18 protein-coding genes are annotated in these 16,593 nt (G+C 66.9%); 14 read left to right on the forward strand and 4 right to left on the reverse strand.

The window, feature by feature from the left end; genetic code table 11:
* Window positions 1-8: 8 nt before the first annotated feature.
* The 4 genes from ACFOM8_RS13650 to ACFOM8_RS13665 form a co-directional block, all read right to left on the reverse strand.
* Complete coding sequence (locus tag ACFOM8_RS13650; protein WP_377762221.1) at window positions 9-671, reverse strand: DsbA family protein; 663 nt, start codon at window positions 669-671, stop codon at window positions 9-11.
* A complete protein-coding gene (locus ACFOM8_RS13655; RefSeq protein ID WP_377762223.1) occupies window positions 668-1,099 on the reverse strand; it encodes a disulfide bond formation protein B in 432 nt (143 codons plus the stop codon). Before ACFOM8_RS13655 ends, ACFOM8_RS13650 begins: the two co-directional genes overlap by 4 nt.
* A 248-nt stretch (window positions 1,100-1,347) precedes the next feature.
* Window positions 1,348-1,986 carry a methyltransferase family protein gene (locus ACFOM8_RS13660; protein WP_377762224.1) on the reverse strand — a complete coding sequence of 213 codons (639 nt, stop codon included), beginning with the start codon at window positions 1,984-1,986 and terminating at the stop codon, window positions 1,348-1,350.
* Window positions 1,986-4,286: a heavy metal translocating P-type ATPase gene (locus ACFOM8_RS13665; RefSeq protein WP_449301494.1), complete on the reverse strand. Its 2,301-nt coding sequence runs from the start codon at window positions 4,284-4,286 to the stop codon at window positions 1,986-1,988. Before ACFOM8_RS13665 ends, ACFOM8_RS13660 begins: the two co-directional genes overlap by 1 nt.
* A 129-nt stretch (window positions 4,287-4,415) precedes the next feature.
* On the opposite strand from ACFOM8_RS13665, the gene ACFOM8_RS13670 reads away from it, so the two are divergent.
* The 14 genes from ACFOM8_RS13670 to ACFOM8_RS13735 all read left to right on the forward strand — a co-directional run bounded on the left by ACFOM8_RS13670 (window position 4,416) and on the right by ACFOM8_RS13735 (window position 16,363).
* The gene (locus ACFOM8_RS13670) at window positions 4,416-4,892 is read left to right on the forward strand and encodes a MerR family transcriptional regulator (RefSeq protein WP_377762228.1); all 477 of its coding nucleotides are present in this window, start codon (window positions 4,416-4,418) and stop codon (window positions 4,890-4,892) included.
* Window positions 4,893-5,155: 263 nt separating this feature from the next.
* On the forward strand, window positions 5,156-5,314 hold the full coding sequence (locus ACFOM8_RS13675) for a hypothetical protein (RefSeq protein WP_377762230.1): 159 nt from the start codon (window positions 5,156-5,158) through the stop codon (window positions 5,312-5,314).
* A gap of 77 nt (window positions 5,315-5,391) precedes the next feature.
* The gene (locus ACFOM8_RS13680; RefSeq protein ID WP_377762232.1) at window positions 5,392-6,573 is read left to right on the forward strand and encodes a M23 family metallopeptidase; all 1,182 of its coding nucleotides are present in this window, start codon (window positions 5,392-5,394) and stop codon (window positions 6,571-6,573) included.
* A 230-nt stretch (window positions 6,574-6,803) separates the two neighbouring features.
* Window positions 6,804-6,956, forward strand: a complete 153-nt coding sequence (locus ACFOM8_RS13685) for a hypothetical protein (RefSeq protein WP_377762234.1) — start codon at window positions 6,804-6,806, stop codon at window positions 6,954-6,956.
* Between the two features lie 59 nt (window positions 6,957-7,015).
* On the forward strand, window positions 7,016-7,966 hold the full coding sequence (locus tag ACFOM8_RS13690; protein WP_377762235.1) for a hypothetical protein: 951 nt from the start codon (window positions 7,016-7,018) through the stop codon (window positions 7,964-7,966).
* The gene (locus ACFOM8_RS13695) at window positions 7,966-9,255 is read left to right on the forward strand and encodes an HlyD family secretion protein (protein ID WP_377762237.1); all 1,290 of its coding nucleotides are present in this window, start codon (window positions 7,966-7,968) and stop codon (window positions 9,253-9,255) included. The genes ACFOM8_RS13690 and ACFOM8_RS13695 overlap by 1 nt, the downstream gene beginning before the upstream one ends.
* Entirely contained in the window at window positions 9,252-11,465 is a 2,214-nt protein-coding gene (locus ACFOM8_RS13700; RefSeq protein ID WP_377762239.1) for a peptidase domain-containing ABC transporter, read from the forward strand. The genes ACFOM8_RS13695 and ACFOM8_RS13700 overlap by 4 nt, the downstream gene beginning before the upstream one ends.
* Window positions 11,374-12,951, forward strand: coding sequence for a sensor histidine kinase (locus tag ACFOM8_RS13705; RefSeq protein ID WP_377762241.1), 1,578 nt, complete (start codon window positions 11,374-11,376; stop codon window positions 12,949-12,951). Before ACFOM8_RS13700 ends, ACFOM8_RS13705 begins: the two co-directional genes overlap by 92 nt.
* 9 nt (window positions 12,952-12,960) lie before the next feature.
* Window positions 12,961-13,635: a response regulator transcription factor gene (locus ACFOM8_RS13710; RefSeq protein ID WP_377762243.1), complete on the forward strand. Its 675-nt coding sequence runs from the start codon at window positions 12,961-12,963 to the stop codon at window positions 13,633-13,635.
* 165 nt (window positions 13,636-13,800) lie between these two features.
* A complete protein-coding gene (locus ACFOM8_RS13715) occupies window positions 13,801-14,160 on the forward strand; it encodes an ArsR/SmtB family transcription factor (RefSeq protein WP_377762245.1) in 360 nt (119 codons plus the stop codon).
* A 2-nt stretch (window positions 14,161-14,162) separates the two neighbouring features.
* Window positions 14,163-14,588 (forward strand): arsenate reductase (glutaredoxin), encoded by a 426-nt coding sequence (gene arsC, locus ACFOM8_RS13720; RefSeq protein WP_377762247.1) that lies wholly within the window; start codon window positions 14,163-14,165, stop codon window positions 14,586-14,588.
* Between the two features lie 15 nt (window positions 14,589-14,603).
* On the forward strand, window positions 14,604-15,677 hold the full coding sequence (gene arsB / locus ACFOM8_RS13725) for an ACR3 family arsenite efflux transporter (protein ID WP_377762249.1): 1,074 nt from the start codon (window positions 14,604-14,606) through the stop codon (window positions 15,675-15,677).
* Between the two features lie 111 nt (window positions 15,678-15,788).
* Entirely contained in the window at window positions 15,789-16,058 is a 270-nt protein-coding gene (locus ACFOM8_RS13730) for an NAD(P)H-dependent oxidoreductase (RefSeq protein ID WP_377762304.1), read from the forward strand.
* Window positions 16,016-16,363: a hypothetical protein gene (locus ACFOM8_RS13735; protein ID WP_377762251.1), complete on the forward strand. Its 348-nt coding sequence runs from the start codon at window positions 16,016-16,018 to the stop codon at window positions 16,361-16,363. The genes ACFOM8_RS13730 and ACFOM8_RS13735 overlap by 43 nt, the downstream gene beginning before the upstream one ends.
* Window positions 16,364-16,593: the final 230 nt, after the last annotated feature.

Here is a 16,593-nt window from a genome sequence, read left to right on the forward strand (position 1 = left end):
GCCCCGCCTCAGCCAAGTCCCGAAACGACGTTCGAAACCGCGCCGCGCAGGTTTTCGATGCTGAGATCAGCCAGCCTTTCGGTGTCGACAAAGAAGGTCGGCGTGCCCTGGATCCGCATGGCCTGGACATCGGCCATGTCCTGGTTCAGCACGCCGGTGATGTCGGGATGCAGCCGTTCGGACTTCGCGCGCTCCAGATCCAGTCCGGCCCGGCCCGCCGCTTGCCACGCCAGATCGAGCCGCGGTTGACCATGAAGCGCCCAGGCCGGCTGTTCGGAAAACAGCATGTCGAGCACCGGCTCGAACAGGTTCTGGCGGCGCGCGACCTCCAGAATGCGCACGGCCTCGTCCGAACCCTCGTGAAACGCCGTGTATCGCAAGACCACGCGAAGCTGGACGGGATATTCGCGGCGCAATTCGTTGACAACCGGATGAAAGGCCCGGCAGGCCTCGCAAGACGGATCGAAGAACTCCACCAGGGTCACGGGCGCATCAGCCGGCCCCAGGATCGGCGAATGCGGCCGGATCAGCGCATCGGGCCGGGCCTCCAGGGCCGCGCGCTCGGCTGCGGCCTGTTCGGCCTTCCGCTGGCGGGCGACATACCACGATCCACCGGCAAATGCGCCCGCGCCCAGGGCAAGGGTGCTTGCGACGACGGTTCTTCGGTTCACGATCGCTTTCCTTTCATGACAATGAGACACAGCGCGATGGCCGCAAAGGCGCCAAGCGACAGATAAGGGATGGGGATGCCCAGAACGGACATCAGGGCGCGGTCGGAACAGGACGGCCCGTTCCGAGTGCACGGGGTGATGCCTTCGGGGATCAGTCCGGCGTAAAGGCCCGAATGCAACAGCGCCACGACAAGGCCCGCCACCGTCAATGGCAGCGCATAGGTCTTCACCGCCGCGTCGCCTCGCCACAGGCCGACCGCCAGAAGGGGCACCAACGGAAACATGGCGATCCGCTGATACCAGCACAGGACGCAGGGCATCTGCCCCAAGACCTCGCCGATAAACAGCGCACCCAAGGTCGCGCCCAGGGCAATCACAAAGGCAAGGAACAGCAGCGTCTCGGATCGGGCGGTTGCGGCGTCAGGCATGGATCGACGCAAGCACCAGGGCGTTGCCGCCGCCGCGAAGGGCGCAGCCAAGATGGCAACAATGGGTCAAGGGATCGACAGTCATCAGCTTCTTTTCCGGGTCGTGCTGGCCCCGCCTAGCACCTCGAGCAACTTGAGGTTCAAGCGCGAAATCGACCGTTCACGGCTTTGTCAGACGAGAAAAAGGCCGAAAAGCAAAGGGGCGTTCAACACGATGGCCATTGCCGCCGCCGCAGTGCAGGCCAGGGTCAGCCGCCGCGGCGCAGGGAACCAGATCGGCGGCACGGGCCGATCCAGCGGGGCACCTGCCGCGCCCAGTCGTCGTATGCGGCGCCGTGCGCGCGGCGCAGCACCGCTTCCTCGGAGGGGACTTGCGCCCGTGCGGCGGCAAGAAACAGCGGCGGGCCGATCAAGGTGGGCAGCGCGGGAAGCGCCAGCGCCACCCCCGTCAGCAGCAGGCACTGCCCGATAAAGGTCGGGTTGCGGCTGATGCGGAACAATCCGCCCGTCACCAATCCCCCGACCTCGGAACCTTTCACGCCGACGCGCCAGGATGCGCCCATCGACATCTGCGCCGCAAAGGCGATCATGGCGCCGAGTGCCGCGGCAAACACGCCCGCCATCCCCACCCAGGCCCCATCGCCACCGGACCAGAACGGATCGAGCCGACGCAGCGCAGGCGAAAGCGACCAGACCAGCGGCCCAACGAAGCTGCAAGCAAAGGCAAGCCGGAATGCGAACGCCGCCCGGCGATCCCGGCCGCGACTTCGCGCCATCAGCCAGGCGGTTCGCCCGTTGGCGCGGCCCGTTTCGGCCGTGCCCCAAAGAAACAGCAGCAGATAGGCCGCCAGGATCGCCAGCGCGGATCCGCCGAACCCGGACGCCATCAGCCCTCGCTTTCGGGATTGTAGGCCAGAAGCCTGAGCGCATTCAGCGTCACCAGAACCGTGGCGCCGGTATCGGCCAGGATGGCGATCCACAGGCCGGTAAGCCCCAGAACCGAGGTCACGAGAAACACCGCCTTCAGACCCAGGGCCAGCGCGACGTTCTGGCGGATATTGCCCATCGTGACGCGGGCAAGCCGGATCAGTGCGGGCACGTCGGTCACGCGGTCGCGCAGAATAGCCGCATCGGCTGTTTCCAGCGCGACGCCGGTTCCCGATCCCATGGCCACGCCGACGCTGGCCTGCTTCAGGGCAGGCGCGTCGTTGATGCCGTCGCCGATCATCATCACGCCGCCGGTGGCCGCCGCCTCGCGGATCGCCGCAAGCTTGTCGCCGGGCATCATCTCCGCCTGATGATCAAGGCCGAGACCCTCGGCTATGGCCGCCGCCGTCCGTGGGTTGTCGCCCGTCAGCATCACCGCCGAAACCCCCAACGCCTCGAGTTGCCGAATCGCCTCGGCGGCATCCTCGCGCGGCTCGTCGCGCATCGCGATCATGCCAAGCGGCTTGCCTTCGCGGAAAACGGCCACCACGGTCATGCCCTGGGCTTCCAGCTCGCTTGCCTGGTGGATCGCGGGACCGTCGATGCCCGCCTTTTCGGAGGCGGCCCGTGGCGATGCCACCCAGGCCAGCGCGCCGCCCACCAGGGCCTCGACGCCCTTTCCGGGCAGCGCCCTTGCATCGCGCGAAGGCAACGGCACGATGCCGCCGTCCTTCGCCCGGCGCAGGATCGCCTGCGCCAAGGGGTGGCTGGATCCCGCCTCGACCGCCGCGGCCACGGCCAGCAGTTCGGCTTCGCCGACCCCTGCGGCGGGCAAAACGCGCGTGACGACCGGCCTGCCCCTGGTCAACGTTCCGGTCTTGTCGAAGGCGACATGGCGGATGTTCGCGGCGGCTTCGATCACGGCGCCCCCCTTCATCAGAAGCCCCCGCCTGGCCCCCGAAGACAGTGCCGACGCGATGGAGGCGGGCACCGAAATGACCAGGGCACAAGGACAGCCGATCAGCAGAAGCGCCAGCCCGCGATAAATCCAGGTGTTCCAGTCCGCACCGAAGGCAAGCGGCGGCACGATGACGACCAGAGCCGCCATGGCGACAACGGCGGGCATGTACCAGCGGCTGAAGCGGTCGATAAAGCGTTCGGTCGGCGCGCGCGCCTCCTCGGCTTCCTCGACCAGGCGGATGATGCGCGCGATGGTGTTGTCCGACGGCTCCCTTGCGACGCGAACGCGCAGCACGGCCTCGGTGTTGATCGACCCTGCGAAGACCGGCTCGCCCGGCCCCTTGCTGCGCGGCACGCTTTCGCCGGTGACGGGGCTTTCGTCGATGCCGCTGACGCCTTCGACGATCTCGCCATCGGCAGGCACGCGGTCGCCGGGGCGCACCACGACGATCTGGCCGATCTCCAGACTGTCGGCCGGCACGTCGCGCATGCGGCCGTCGCGTTCCAGCAGCGCCGTCTTGGGCACCAGATCGGCCAGGGCGCGAATGCCGTTCCGCGCCTTGTCGGCGGCCACGCCTTCCAGCACCTCGCCTATGGCAAACAGGAAAACCACAAGCGCCGCTTCCTCGGCCGCGCCGATGACCAGGGCGCCGACGGCCGCGATGGTCATCAAACTCTCGATGGTGAAGGGCTGGCCCATGCGCGCCGCCTCGAAGGCGCGCTTGGCGACCGGCGCCACGCCGATCAGACAGGCGGCCATAAAGGCCCAATACCCCGTCTCGGCCGAGGTCAGCAGCTCGAAGATCCAAGCCACGGCCAGCAGCAGGCCGGTCAGGATCACCAGCCCTCCCTTGACCGTCCGGAACCAGGGCTTGCCGCGATCCGCCGGATCGTCGTGGCTGTGGGACGCGGCGCCATGGCCGTCATGGCCGTCATGGCCGTGCGAAGCGTTCCCGTGGCTGTGATCGTCGTCATGCGACGAGGCCGGGGAACAGCACCCTGTCGCGCAAGCATCCTTCATCGAAGGCCGGGGCGTCTGAAAAGACGCGGAACCAGGCGCGGACCCGGGGCCGGACGCTTGCGGCATGGCAAGGACCTTCTTGCGCAAAGCGTCCCGCGCCTTTGGCGCGATGCCGAAGCCCAGCTTGCGCACCAAGGCCTCGATCTCCTCCGGGCGGGTCGTTTCCGGCTCGAGGTTCAGGCTGAGGCGTTCCGACATCAGGGCGACATGCACCTGACTAACCCCGGGCAGGCGCTCGACCGCACGCGTCACCTTTGTCGTGCAGGCAGCGCAATCCATGCCGCTGACCCTCCATTCCCGCCTGCCTTGCGCCTGGTTTGTCATCTCGAAACTCCTGCGGATACCCGCTTGCATTCATCGAATCAGGAACGTAACTGCTCTAGCAACTAGAGCTTCAAGGGGTATTTCATGCTGCCGATCGGAAAGTTGAGCATGGCGACGGGCGTCAAGGTTCCGACCATCCGCTATTACGAGCAGATCAACCTGCTGCCCGAACCCAAGCGGAGCGGGGGCAACCAGCGGTTCTATGACCAGAAGTCCCTGGAGCGGCTTCGCTTCATCCGTCATGCGCGGGAACTGGGTTTCTCGCTCGAGGCGATCCGCGACCTGCTCAGCCTGTCGGACGATCCCGACAAGCCCTGCGCGGCCGCGGACGCCATCGCCAAGGCGCAACTGGCGGAAGTCGAAAGCCGCCTTGCGCGGCTGACCGCTCTCAAGACCGAACTGCGGCGGATGGTGGCGCAATGCGCCGGGGGCACGATCTCGGATTGCCGGGTCATCGAGGTGCTGAGCGATCACGCCCATTGCATCACCGATCACCTGACAAGCGACGACACCCACCCGTCGGCCCAGGGCTCACGCTCTCGTTCGCCGGATGCGCCGTGATCGCCCTGCTTGCCCCTGCGGTCCGGCGCGCGGACAGCAAGACCCGCCGGTGCCGTTGCCAGAACCGCAGGACGCCCTTCGGCAAGGCTGACGGCAGGGTGCGGCGTTCTTTTGCGCCGCAGCGCCCGTGTTACAAAGCCGTGAACGCATGGAAATCCCGCTTGAACCTCTAGCTGCTTGAGGGTGCAGAAGGCCTTCATCGTTTGCGGCAGGCAGGATGAAGACATGCCATTCATTGAACGGATGCGCCAATGCTGACGGTCTTGGCGGCCGTGCTTGGCGCCTTGCGCGGCATTGCCCGCGCCCGGAAGCTGGGCGGAAACAGGCTGGACATGATCCAGTATGCCTGCGGCCACGCGATCGCGTTCGGATTGCTGGCGGCATTGGCCGGGACCGTTCTTGCTCGTTTTCTTTCGTCGTGAACCGGATGCTGACGCCGCCCGGATGTGGTCCTGCAAGCGAAGCAAACCCTTTCTCCACCTGACGGGATGACAAGTCGATGATCTTTCGAACCCTGCTTCTTGCCGGCATCGTTTCGGCAACGGCACCCCTGCACGCCCAACCGCCGGCCGAGACGGCAACAAAGGCGCGGTCGGCGGTTTCCGTGTCGCGCCACGAGGTCGTTCCCGGGGATACGCTGGACGAAATCCTGTCCGATGCCGGCATCGCCGCCAAAACGCGCATCGAGGCGGCGCTGGCCATCGACGATGTTTTCGACCTTTCCACCCTCAGCCCCGGCCAAGTGCTGAGGTGGAGCGTGTCGGCGAATGATCCGGCGCGTCTGGAACGCCTGTCGCTGCTGACGCTTGACGGCATCGACATCGTTCTGGACTTCGACAAGCCGCTTGCGGCTGCCCTGGTCAGGACCGAGGTTCGACGTCGGGACCGCCGCGAAACCTTTGAGATCGACGGCTCGCTTTACGAGGCGCTTGCCGCGAACGATGCGCCCGAGAGCTTTGCCGTCGATCTTGCCGCGCTTCTGGCCGGGCAGGTCGATTTTCGTCGCGATCTCGTGGGACGGGAACGCCTGGCCTTGATCTGGCGGGAAGATGCTCTGCCTGACGGAACGCTGATGGCAGAGCCCACGCTATCCTATGCCCGGCTTGAACTGGGCGGACATATCTTCGAGCTGGTGGCAGGCCCGGCGGACCGTCCCTTTATCCTGTTCAAGGACGGAACGCCGGTAAGGCAAACGGCCCGTCCCGTCCCGGGCGCACGCCTGTCATCCGTTTTCGGCAAGCGGCGGCACCCGGTTCTGGGTGTGCAGCGCCTGCACACGGGGGTCGATTACGCGGCGGAAACAGGCACCCCTGTGATGGCAACCGGGACCGGCAAGGTGATCTTTGCTGGCACCATGCGAGGATACGGACGAACGATCGACATCGACCATGGCGGCGGCGTTGTCACGCGCTATGCGCATCTGTCTCGGTTCGCGTCCGGCCTTGCCGCAGAATCCGAGGTGAGTGCCGGAGATCGGATCGGATCGGTCGGCGCGACTGGCCTCGTCAGCGGGCCGAACCTGCACTACGAGGTTCGTATCGACGGCCGACCGACAGACCCGATGCGCAAGGCGCCGCAGGCGCGGTCGATGGTCGCCAGGTCGGCGGACAGGTTTCTGCTTGTGGCGGGACGAGCCGTGACGGGTTTCTTTATCCGCCAGGACCCGGAAGACCGGGGCTGATCAACAGCGCAAGCCCGATCCCCTTGACGCGGTTCGGCATTGTCCGCCGCCGGGGAGGGCCGTGCCGCGGTCAGGGCCGAAAAACCCTCAGATTAACCGCAGCGAAGAGCCGGATTAGAATTCGCGAAGAATCCGCCCGATTCCGCGGGCGGGCGTTGGCGCAGGCGGGAAGCCCTGCTTTCCTTTTCCGGCACGGCAGGCATGCCTGCGCAAACCACAGGAGAACGGAAATGCGTGATCTGAGCGAACTGGAAATCGAGCAAGTCTATGGCGCCGGCGGCAAGGGCCGCAGGAAAGCGAAGGCCCGGCGGAAACCGAAGCGCCGCAACGCCAGCAACAGCGGCGCCTCGCGCAGCAACGGCCGCAACAACAGCCGCAGCTGACCGGTGACCATCATCCCGGTGCCCCTAACGGCTCCGGGAAGCCTCGGACGGAGGATCCCATGCCTTTCGAGTTCGCCGACCCGTTCCCGGTCACGGCTTCTGCCGCGGCCGGGAAGGACGAGCTGTGGCTGCTGGGGCAGCCGCCCTTGAACGATTATCTGGATGTCGTCGCCCGCGACCTTGCGGGCGGCGAACGTCGTCGCGACGAAATCATCCGCGACTGGCGCCAGGCGAACGATCATCTGGCCGGGCTGGAAAAAACCGAAGCCGGCCTTGCCGACCGCATCCGCTGCCGCAAGCTGCCCAAGGACATGCGCCCTCTTGCCGAGGATCTGCGGCAACAGGACTTTTTCCGCGAAACCTTCGACCGGGTCGCCACCACGATCGAAATGGTCGAGCTGGACCGCATCGTGGTCAGCCAGCGCCATGTGACGCTGCCCTTCGTGCAGGATCTGGCCGCCGGCCTGGACGGCGCGGCAACGGGCGCCGATCTGTTCCGTTTCTGCCAGCCTGTAAACCGGCGCGACGCCGCGGTGGAGTGCCGCCGCCTTGGCCACGACCGCTTCGCCTTTCTGTCGGATTCGACGGACCTGCGCTATCATGAAACCACCCTTCTGCGCCCCCATCGGGTCAGCGGCCTTCGCCGCTGCGGGCCGGTCGCGGGCATTGTCGGCGTCGTTGTCGGCCATGGCTCGAACTTTCTCAGCGGCATCCGCTGGGGCAAGCGGATCGTGCTGCACAACGGTTATCACCGCGCGACGGCGATGCGGATGGCGGGGATCGCCTTTGCGCCGGTCATCGTCCAGACGGTCAGCCGCCGCGACGAGCTTGAAGCAGTCGCGGCCAGTGCGGTCGTGGACGACCCGGCGTTCTATTACCGCGCCAGCCGCCCGCCGCTGCTGAAGGACTTCTTCGATCCCCGGACAAGCACCGTCCTGCCCGTGCGGCGCAAGCGCAAGATGATCGAGGTCCGCTTTTCCGTGACCGAGATCGACATCGAAGACCTGTGATGCGCGACGACGCCTCTGCCCTGTTCCGTGATGAGGCGCTGGCCGAACAGCAGGACCGGTGGCTGGGAACGGTCCTGCTGGTGCCGCGCCTGTCCCACGGCGTCCTGACCCTTTTCGCCGTGCTGATCGTCTCGGGCGTGGTCGCCTTGATCGCCTTCGGCGAATACACGCGCAAGGTGCGGTTGTCGGGCTGGCTGTCGCCGCAGCAAGGCTTGCTGCAAGTCGTGGCGCCGCAAAAGGGCGTCTTGTCGCAGATCCTGGTCAGGGAAGGGCAGGAGGTCGGGCGCGGCGACGTGCTGGCCGTTCTGTCGGGCGAACAGCGCAGCGGCACCGGCGAAACCAGGCAGGCGGTCGTTCGGGCGCTGCGGGCGCGCCGCGACAGCCTTGCGGCCGAACGCGACAGCCACCGCGCCTTGTTCGCGCGCCAGGCCGAATCCCAGGAGGCCCGCCTGACCGTGATCGAGGCCGAGGCGGCGAGCCTGGACGCGGAGTTCGCGCTTCAACGCCAGCGTGTCGCCCTGGCCGAAACATCGGCCGCGCGCCTGCGCGGCTTGCAGGGTCGCGGCCTGTCCACCCTGAACGATTTGCAGCGGGCCGAGGAGGCCGCCTTCGATCAGGCGCTTTCGCTTCAGGCGCTGGAACGCACCCGCGCCACCGTGAACCGCGCCCGTGTCGAACTGAAGACCGAGATCGCCGAACGCCCCTTGCGCGAAAGGCTGCAACTGGCCGAAACCGACCGCGCCATCGCCCAACTGGAACAGGAACTGGCCGAGGCGGAAGCCGCGCGCGAAACAGTGGTCACGGCCACCCGGCCCGGCACCGTGACCGCGCTGCGGGCGGCCCCCGGCGACGCGGTGGATGGTTCGGCCGCGCTGATGACGCTGATCCCGGCGGGCACCGTCCTGCAAGCGCAGCTTTACGGCGCCAGCCGCGACATCGGCTTTGTCGAACCGGGCCAGCGCGTGCTGATCCGGTACGACGCCTATCCGCACCAGAAGTTCGGCCAATACGAGGGCGTGGTCCGCGATGTCTCACGCGCGACGGTTGCCGCCGGCGAACTGGCCGAAGTGTCGCGCGGCGCAAGCACCCTTGCGGCGCTCGGCGCGACCGGCGAGCCGGTTTACCGCCTGACGGTCGATCTCGGGGCGCAGAACGCCATGGCCTATGGAAAAGCGGCGCCGCTTCAGCCCGGGATGACGCTGAAGGCGGACATCCAGATCGAAACGCGGCGGCTGTGGCAGTGGGTCATGGACCCGCTTTATTCTCTGCGCGGCAGGGCGCCGGCATGAGCGGGGCCGCGGGACTGAACCTTGGACTGCGGCGCAGGCTGCCGATGATCCTCCAGACCGAGGCGGCGGAATGCGGCCTTGCCTCGCTGGCGATGGTTGCGGGCTTTCACCGCCGCGCCACCGATCCGGCCGAGTTGCGCCGCCGCTTCGGCTTTTCCCTGAAGGGGGCGACGCTCAAGGACGTGATCGGGGTGGCCGATCACATCGGCCTGGCCTCGCGCCCCCTGCGGCTGGAGCTAGAGGAACTGCGCCTGCTGCGGACCCCGGCGATCCTGCATTGGGACTTGAACCATTTCGTCGTGCTGAAATCGGTCGGCCGGGGCGGCATCACCATCCACGATCCCGCCGACGGGGTGCGCCGCCTGCCGTTCACCGAAGTGTCGCGCCATTTCACGGGCGTCGCGCTGGAACTGACCCCCACCGGCGGCTTCGAGCCCGCCGAGGCGCCGCCGCGCATCCGGCTGCGCGCGCTGCTGGGCCAGATCACCGGCCTGCGGCGCGCCTTGGGGCACCTGCTGCTTCTGGCGCTGGCCATCGAGATCTTCGCGCTGATCGCGCCCTTGTTCCTGGGCCTGACGATCGACAACGCCATCGTTTCGGCCGACCGCGGCCTGCTGGCGACGCTGGCGGCGGCCTTTGCCCTGCTGCTGCTGCTGCAAACGGGCGTCACGGCCCTGCGCGGCTGGATGCTGATCACGCTGGGCGCCTCGCTCAAGGTGCAGGCGCGCACGAACCTGTTCAGCCACCTTCTGAACCTGCCCGCCAGCTACTTCGAGACGCGGCATGTGGCCGACATCATGTCGCGCTTCGAATCGCAGGACACGATCCTGCAAACCCTCACGCGCGATCTGGTGGTGGCGATCCTGGACGGGCTGATGTGCGTGCTGACGCTGATCCTGATGGTCGTGCTGGCGCCGGTGTTGGCCGCCGTCGCCTTTGCCGGGGCCTTGCTCTACGGGCTGCTCCGCTGGGCCTCCTACGCGCCCCTGCGCCAGGCCTCGGCCGAGGCGATCATCTGGGAAGCGCGGCGCGACAGCCATTTTCTGGAAAGCCTGCGCGGAATGAAGACCATCAAGCTGATGGGCGGACAGAACGACCGCCGCGCCCGCTGGCTGAACCTGCTGGTGGAAACGGTGAACCGCCAACTGGTCACGCAGCGCCTGGATCTGCTGTTCAAGACGGCCAACATGCTGCTTCTGGGGGCGCTGACCATCCTGGTCGTTTATCTGGCGGCGCGGATGATCCTGGCCAACGGCTTTTCCGTGGGCCTGCTGGTGGCCTTTCTGGCCTATAAGGATCTGTTCCTGCGCCGCGTCAGCGGGTTGATCGACACGGCGGTCGAACTGCGCATGCTCGGCCTTCATGCCGAGCGCCTGGCCGACATCGCCCTGACCCGCCCCGAGCCGCGCGGCGAACCCAGGCCTGCCAGGCCCGTTCTGCCCGTCGCGGTCGAACTGCGGGACGTGTCGTTCCGCTACAGCCCGAACGATCCGCCGGTCCTGCGCAACATCAGCCTGCGGGTCGAGGCGGGCGAATGGGTGTCCCTGGCCGGTCCGTCCGGCTGCGGCAAGACCACCCTGCTGAAGCTGATGGCGGGCCTTCTGGACCCCACGGAAGGCACCATCCTGGTTGACGGCGAACCGGTGTCGAGGCTTGGCCCCGACCGCTGGCGCAGCATGATCGGCGTTGTCATGCAGGACGACACGCTGTTCGCCGGGTCCGTCGCGGACAACATCTCGTTCTTCGCGGCCAACCCGGACGGCGAGCGGATCGAGGATTGCGCCAGGATGGCGGCGGTCCATGACGACATCGCGGCCATGCCGATGGGCTACGGCACGCTGATCGGCGACATGGGCACGGTGCTGTCGGGCGGGCAGAAGCAGCGCATCCTGCTGGCCCGCGCCGTCTATCGCGCGCCGGGGCTGCTGCTGCTGGACGAGGCGACCAGCCACCTGGACGTGGCGCGCGAACGCGCCGTCAACGACGCCCTTGCCCGGCTGGCGCCGACCCGTATCGTGGTCGCGCACCGCCCCGAAACGATCCGCGCCTCGGGCCGCGTCGTGACCTTTGCCGACGGACGGATACTCTCCGACCACATCCAGGAGACCATCCCGATCCATGACGATCCGCCTGAAGATCATCAGCTTCCAGATCCTGGTCACGACCATGCTGCTCAGCGTGGCGGCGGTCACATGGCATTATGTCGATAGGATCGACTATTACTTCGACCGAAACCGGCTGGCGGGATCGCAGCTTGACAGCGTGATCCGCATGTCCGCCGCGATGAACCGCTATTCCGAAAACGTGGCGGAACTGCTGCTGCTGGGCCGGACCGAGCTGGCCGATTTCGACGAGGCGCGCGACAGCCTGGACAGCAGCCTGGACCGGCTGGAAATGCTGATCCGCGACGAGATGTCGATCATCGCCATCCCCGAGGACCGCGAAAGCGAACGGGTCGAGCTTGAGCGCGTGGCCCTGATGCGGTCGCTTTACGAGGACATCGACTTGCGCACGCAGCGCCTGCTGATGCTGCGCGACCAGGGCCGTCTGGACGAGGCGATCCAGATTTTCCGCGAGGAGATCGAGGACAGCCTGGATACCACCCTGGAAGTGCATATCAGCGCCGCCATCGCCGACGAGGAGAACGAGCTGCGCCTTTATCAAAGCCGGACGAAACGGCTTGAAAGCGAATTGGAATGGATCATCAGCATCGTGACGGCGGCGGCCTTTGTCATCTCGGCCGTGGGCGCGCTGCTTCTGGCGCGTTCGCTGACCCGGCCCATCGCGGCCCTTGAATCCGCCACCCGAGAGATCGCCGACGGCAACCTGGCCTATCGGCTGGATTACCGCGGGCGCGATGAATTCGCCAGCCTCGCCGCCCAGGTCGACAACGCGGCGGCCCGGCTGGAAGCGCAGCGCGCGTCCCTGCTGGACATCCAGGTCGGCCTGGAAAACGAGGTGTCGCGCCGAACGGCGCAACTGGAGGACGCCAACGCACGCCTGCGGAAGCTGGACCACATGCGGATGCTGTTTCTGGCCGACATCGGCCACGAACTGCGCACCCCCCTGACCGTGCTGCGCGGCGAGGCCGAGATCGCCCTGCGCGGCGGCAGCCGCACGGTCGAGGAACACCGCGACACCCTTGAGCGGATCGTGCAGCTTTGCCAGCAGATGACCCGGCTGGTCGAGGATCTGCTGTTTCTGGCGCGGGCCGAGGTGGACGCGATCCGCTTCGACATGCAGCGCCTGGATCTGCGCGACGTGGTCGAGATCGCCCTGTTCGACGCCGCCGTTCTGGCCGAGGAAAGCGGCGTGCTGATCGAACGCTCGCCGCTCGCGGATCCTTGCCCGGTCGAGGGGGACGCCGGACGCTTGTCCCAGGCCGTGCTGATCGCCCTGGACAACGCAATCAAATACGCGGATCGGGGCGCCGCGGTGAAGGTGTCGCTGACCTGCACGGGCGAAACGGCGACCTTCGCCGTCGCCAATCCGGGCCCGGAAATTCCCGCGGCCGAACTGCCCTATATCTTCAGCCGCTTTTACCGCGCCCGTCAGACCACGGCTTCGGGTCAGTCGGGCAGCGGGCTTGGCCTTTCAATCGCGAAGTGGATCGTCGAGGGGCATCGCGGCCGCATCGAGCTTTCCAGTGCCGACCACCTGACCGAATTACGTATCCACCTTCCCCTGCTGCCCTGAGGCGACCCCATGGCCAAGATCCTGCTTGTCGAGGACGACCCCCGCATCGCCAGCTTCGTTTCGCGCGGTCTCAAGGCCGAAGGCCACGCGCTCGACATTGCCGGTGACGGCAAGACCGCGATGGCGATGATGCGCAATGCGGATTATCCCCTGGTCATTCTCGACCGCATGCTGCCGGACTTCGACGGCGTCACGATATGCCGGCAGATGCGCAGCGAGGCCATTCCCTCGCGCGTGCTGATGCTGACGGCGCGCGACGCGCTTGGCGACAAGATCGAGGGGCTGAACGCGGGCGCGGACGATTACCTGACCAAGCCCTTCGCCTTTGACGAACTGGTGGCGCGGGTCGAGGCCCTGCTGCGGCGCGCGCCCGACATCCGTTTCGACCCGGTTCTTCAGGTGGACGATCTTGTGCTGGATCCGACAACGCGGCAGGTCCGCCGCGGCACGCGCGCGATCGACCTGACGCCCAAGGAATTCGGTCTGCTGCGCTATCTGATGGAACATAGCGGGGCGGTGCTCAGCCGGACGCAGATCCTGAACAACAACTGGGGCTACGGCTTCGATCCGGGCTCGAAGGTGGTCGATGTCTATATCCGGTATCTCCGCAGCAAGGTCGATGCCGAGGGCAACCTGCCGTTGATCCATACCGTCCGCGGCGCAGGCTACCGCATCGGGCGGTGAAGGGGCCGCCTTGCCGTTCTGTATTGCCGCCCGCAGGCATCCCGGCCCCGGGCGCCTTTGCGCCTGCGCGACCTGCGCGGCAGCCGGAGGGCGGGCCATCCCGAAGCCTCTTGATCTCGGCCTAAATTAGATCAATATATCATTACTAATTGAGGAGTTGATTCGATGAACGAGGCTCAAGCCTTGGCCGCTTTTGCGGCGCTGTCCCAGGAAACCCGGCTGCGCGTGGTGCGGCTGCTGGTTCGGGCCGGGCCGGACGGCATGGCCGCCGGCGCCATAGGCGAGGCCCTCGGCGGGGCGACCACCTCGCGGCTGTCCTTTCATCTGACCCATCTGGAACATGCCGGTCTGATCCGGTCCCGGCGCGAAGGGCGCTTCATCATCTACAGCGCCGTTTATCCCGCCCTGGCCGGGCTTGTCGGCTTTCTTTTGAAGAATTGCTGCCAAGGCCATCCCGAGATCTGCGCCCCTGCGCTCGCGGCGCTGACCTGCGCCTGCGACTCCGACCTGACCGAAAGCGTCTGACCATGGATGTCGTCATCTACCACAACCCGGACTGCGGCACCTCGCGCAACACGCTGGCGATGATCCGCAACGCGGGGATCGAGCCGCATGTGATCGAGTATCTGAAGACGCCTCCCCCGCGCGCCATGCTGGAACGGCTGATCGCCCGGATGGGGATCACGCCCCGCGACCTGCTGCGCGAAAAGGCCACGCCCTTCGCCGAGCTTGGCCTGGGCGACCGTTCCCTGTCCGATGCCGCGCTGCTCGATGCGATGGTGGCGCAGCCGATCCTGATCAACCGGCCCATCGTGGTCAGCCCCAAGGGCGTGCGGCTCTGCCGCCCTTCGGAACAGGTGCTGGATCTGCTGCCGCCCCAGAAATCCGCCTTCAGCAAGGAAGACGGCGAACAGGTCGTGGATGCCCAGGGCAACCGCACCCGCCCGGCCTGATCAAGGAACACCGTCATGACCGCCAATCGCCCGGCCACCCGGCTTTCCTTTCTCGACCGCTATCTGACGCTCTGGATCTTTGCGGCCATGGCGCTCGGCATTGCGCTCGGGACGATCTTCCCCGGGCTGCCGGATGCCCTGCATGGACTGTCGGTCGGATCGACCAACATCCCGATCGCCATCGGCCTGATCCTGATGATGTATCCGCCGCTGGCCAAGGTCCGTTACGAGGAGTTGCACCGGGTCTTTGCCGACAAGCGCGTCCTGGCGCTGTCGCTGGTGCAGAACTGGATCATCGGCCCGGTGCTGATGTTCGCCCTTGCGGTCATCTTCCTGCGCGACCAGCCGGAATACATGACCGGCCTGATCCTGATCGGCCTTGCCCGCTGCATCGCCATGGTGCTGGTCTGGAACCAGTTGGCGCGCGGCGACAACCAGTATGTCGCTGGGCTGGTGGCCTTCAACTCGATCTTCCAGATCCTGTTCTTCTCGACCTATGCCTGGCTGTTCCTGACCGTGCTGCCGCCGCTGTTCGGCCTGGAAGGCAGCGTCGTGGACATCAGCTTCTGGACCGTCACCGAGGCCGTGCTGATCTATCTGGGCCTGCCCTTCGTTGCGGGCCTTCTGACCCGGCGCGTCCTGATCGCGCGGAACGGGGCCGATTGGTATCAAGCGGTTTTCCTGCCCAGGATCAGCCCGATCACGCTGGCCGCGCTGCTGCTCACCATTGTCGCGATGTTCAGCCTCAAGGGCGGGGACGTGCTGCGCCTGCCGCTGGATGCGCTGCGGATCGCCGTGCCGCTGGTGCTGTATTTCGCCATCCAGTTCGGGGTCAGCTTCGCCATGGGCCGGCTGATCGCCCGCGATTATCCCCGCACCACGGCCATCGCCTTCACCGCCGCCGGCAACAATTTCGAACTGGCGATCGCCGTCGCCATCGCGGCCTACGGCTTGGCCTCGCCGGTGGCCTTCGCCGCCGTGATCGGCCCCTTGGTCGAGGTGCCGGTCCTGATCGGGCTGGTCAACGTCGCCCTGCGGCTTGGCGGCCGCTGGTTCCCCGACGATGTGGCGTCCGAGGCCCGCGCATGACCCCCGACCTGCCGAACCTGCCGCCCGGCGCGGTCCGCCAGCCGGACCAGCCCGCGGTTTCGCGCGCAACCCATCCGCCGCGCATCCTGCTGCTCTACGGTTGCCTGCGGGATCGCTCCTACAGCCGCTTCGCTATGTCGGGGGCCGAACGGCTGCGAGACGCGCGTCTTCCATGCGGGCGGCCTGCCGCTGCCCAAGGATGCCGAGGCCTCGCACCCGAAGGTGCAGGAACTGCGCGGGCTGTCTTTGTGGTCCGAAGGTCAGGTCTGGACCGGCCCCGAGCGTCACGGCGCCATGACCGGCGTGATGAAGTCCAGACCGACTGGATCCCGCCTTCGATGGGGGCGATCCGGCCGGCCCAGGGGCGCACCCTGGCGCTGATGCAGGTGTCCGGCGGCTTGCAGAGCTTCAACGCCGTGAAGCAGATGCGCGTGCTTGGCCGCTGGATGCGGATGGCGACGATCCCGAACCAGTCCTCGGTCGCCAGGGCCCAAGACGAATTCGACGGGACCGGCCGGATGCGCCCGTCGAGCTACTACGACCGCATCGTCGATGTCATGGAGGAACTGTTCAGGTTCACGCTGCTGACCCGCGACCTTTCGGGGTTCCTTGCCGACCGGCACAGCGAGCGGAAGGAAACGGCGGCAAAGCCGGAGGCGCGGCTGAGGCTGAAAGCCGCGACGTGACAAGCGCGTCTCTGCCGCGGCTGCAAGGTCGGCATGACGCTGCGAGGTGGACGACCGGCGGCTGAGGATCCCAGACGACATGCTGCGGGGCAGCCGTCTGCCCTGCTGCGGCAATGGCCTGGCAGCGGGCAAATCGGATCCTGACCTCAGGTCACGTTTGATCGCGTCAGCTTTCGCCGCAAAACCCGCAAGCTGGCTTCCGCCCCTGCCCTGGCAGCCGCCGAGCCCAC

Source organism: Paracoccus angustae, assembly GCF_042648745.1.
Taxonomy (GTDB): Bacteria; Pseudomonadota; Alphaproteobacteria; order Rhodobacterales; family Rhodobacteraceae; genus Paracoccus; species Paracoccus angustae.

Bases quoted from the DNA above. Each gene is read 5' to 3' on its own strand.
- ACFOM8_RS13655 (WP_377762223.1), bottom strand. From the start codon at position 1,099: ATGCCTGACGCCGCAACCGCCCGATCCGAGACGCTGCTGTTCCTTGCC.
- ACFOM8_RS13695 (WP_377762237.1), top strand. From the start codon at position 7,966: ATGCGCGACGACGCCTCTGCCCTGTTCCGTGATGAGGCGCTGGCCGAA.
- ACFOM8_RS13710 (WP_377762243.1), top strand. From the start codon at position 12,961: ATGGCCAAGATCCTGCTTGTCGAGGACGACCCCCGCATCGCCAGCTTC.
- ACFOM8_RS13665 (WP_449301494.1), bottom strand. From the start codon at position 4,286: ATGGATTGCGCTGCCTGCACGACAAAGGTGACGCGTGCGGTCGAGCGC.
- ACFOM8_RS13690 (WP_377762235.1), top strand. From the start codon at position 7,016: ATGCCTTTCGAGTTCGCCGACCCGTTCCCGGTCACGGCTTCTGCCGCG.
- ACFOM8_RS13680 (WP_377762232.1), top strand. From the start codon at position 5,392: ATGATCTTTCGAACCCTGCTTCTTGCCGGCATCGTTTCGGCAACGGCA.
- ACFOM8_RS13715 (WP_377762245.1), top strand. From the start codon at position 13,801: ATGAACGAGGCTCAAGCCTTGGCCGCTTTTGCGGCGCTGTCCCAGGAA.
- arsC (WP_377762247.1), top strand. From the start codon at position 14,163: ATGGATGTCGTCATCTACCACAACCCGGACTGCGGCACCTCGCGCAAC.
- ACFOM8_RS13735 (WP_377762251.1), top strand. From the start codon at position 16,016: ATGGGGGCGATCCGGCCGGCCCAGGGGCGCACCCTGGCGCTGATGCAG.
- ACFOM8_RS13700 (WP_377762239.1), top strand. From the start codon at position 9,252: ATGAGCGGGGCCGCGGGACTGAACCTTGGACTGCGGCGCAGGCTGCCG.
- ACFOM8_RS13705 (WP_377762241.1), top strand. From the start codon at position 11,374: ATGACGATCCGCCTGAAGATCATCAGCTTCCAGATCCTGGTCACGACC.
- arsB (WP_377762249.1), top strand. From the start codon at position 14,604: ATGACCGCCAATCGCCCGGCCACCCGGCTTTCCTTTCTCGACCGCTAT.
- ACFOM8_RS13685 (WP_377762234.1), top strand. From the start codon at position 6,804: ATGCGTGATCTGAGCGAACTGGAAATCGAGCAAGTCTATGGCGCCGGC.
- ACFOM8_RS13670 (WP_377762228.1), top strand. From the start codon at position 4,416: ATGCTGCCGATCGGAAAGTTGAGCATGGCGACGGGCGTCAAGGTTCCG.
- ACFOM8_RS13660 (WP_377762224.1), bottom strand. From the start codon at position 1,986: ATGGCGTCCGGGTTCGGCGGATCCGCGCTGGCGATCCTGGCGGCCTAT.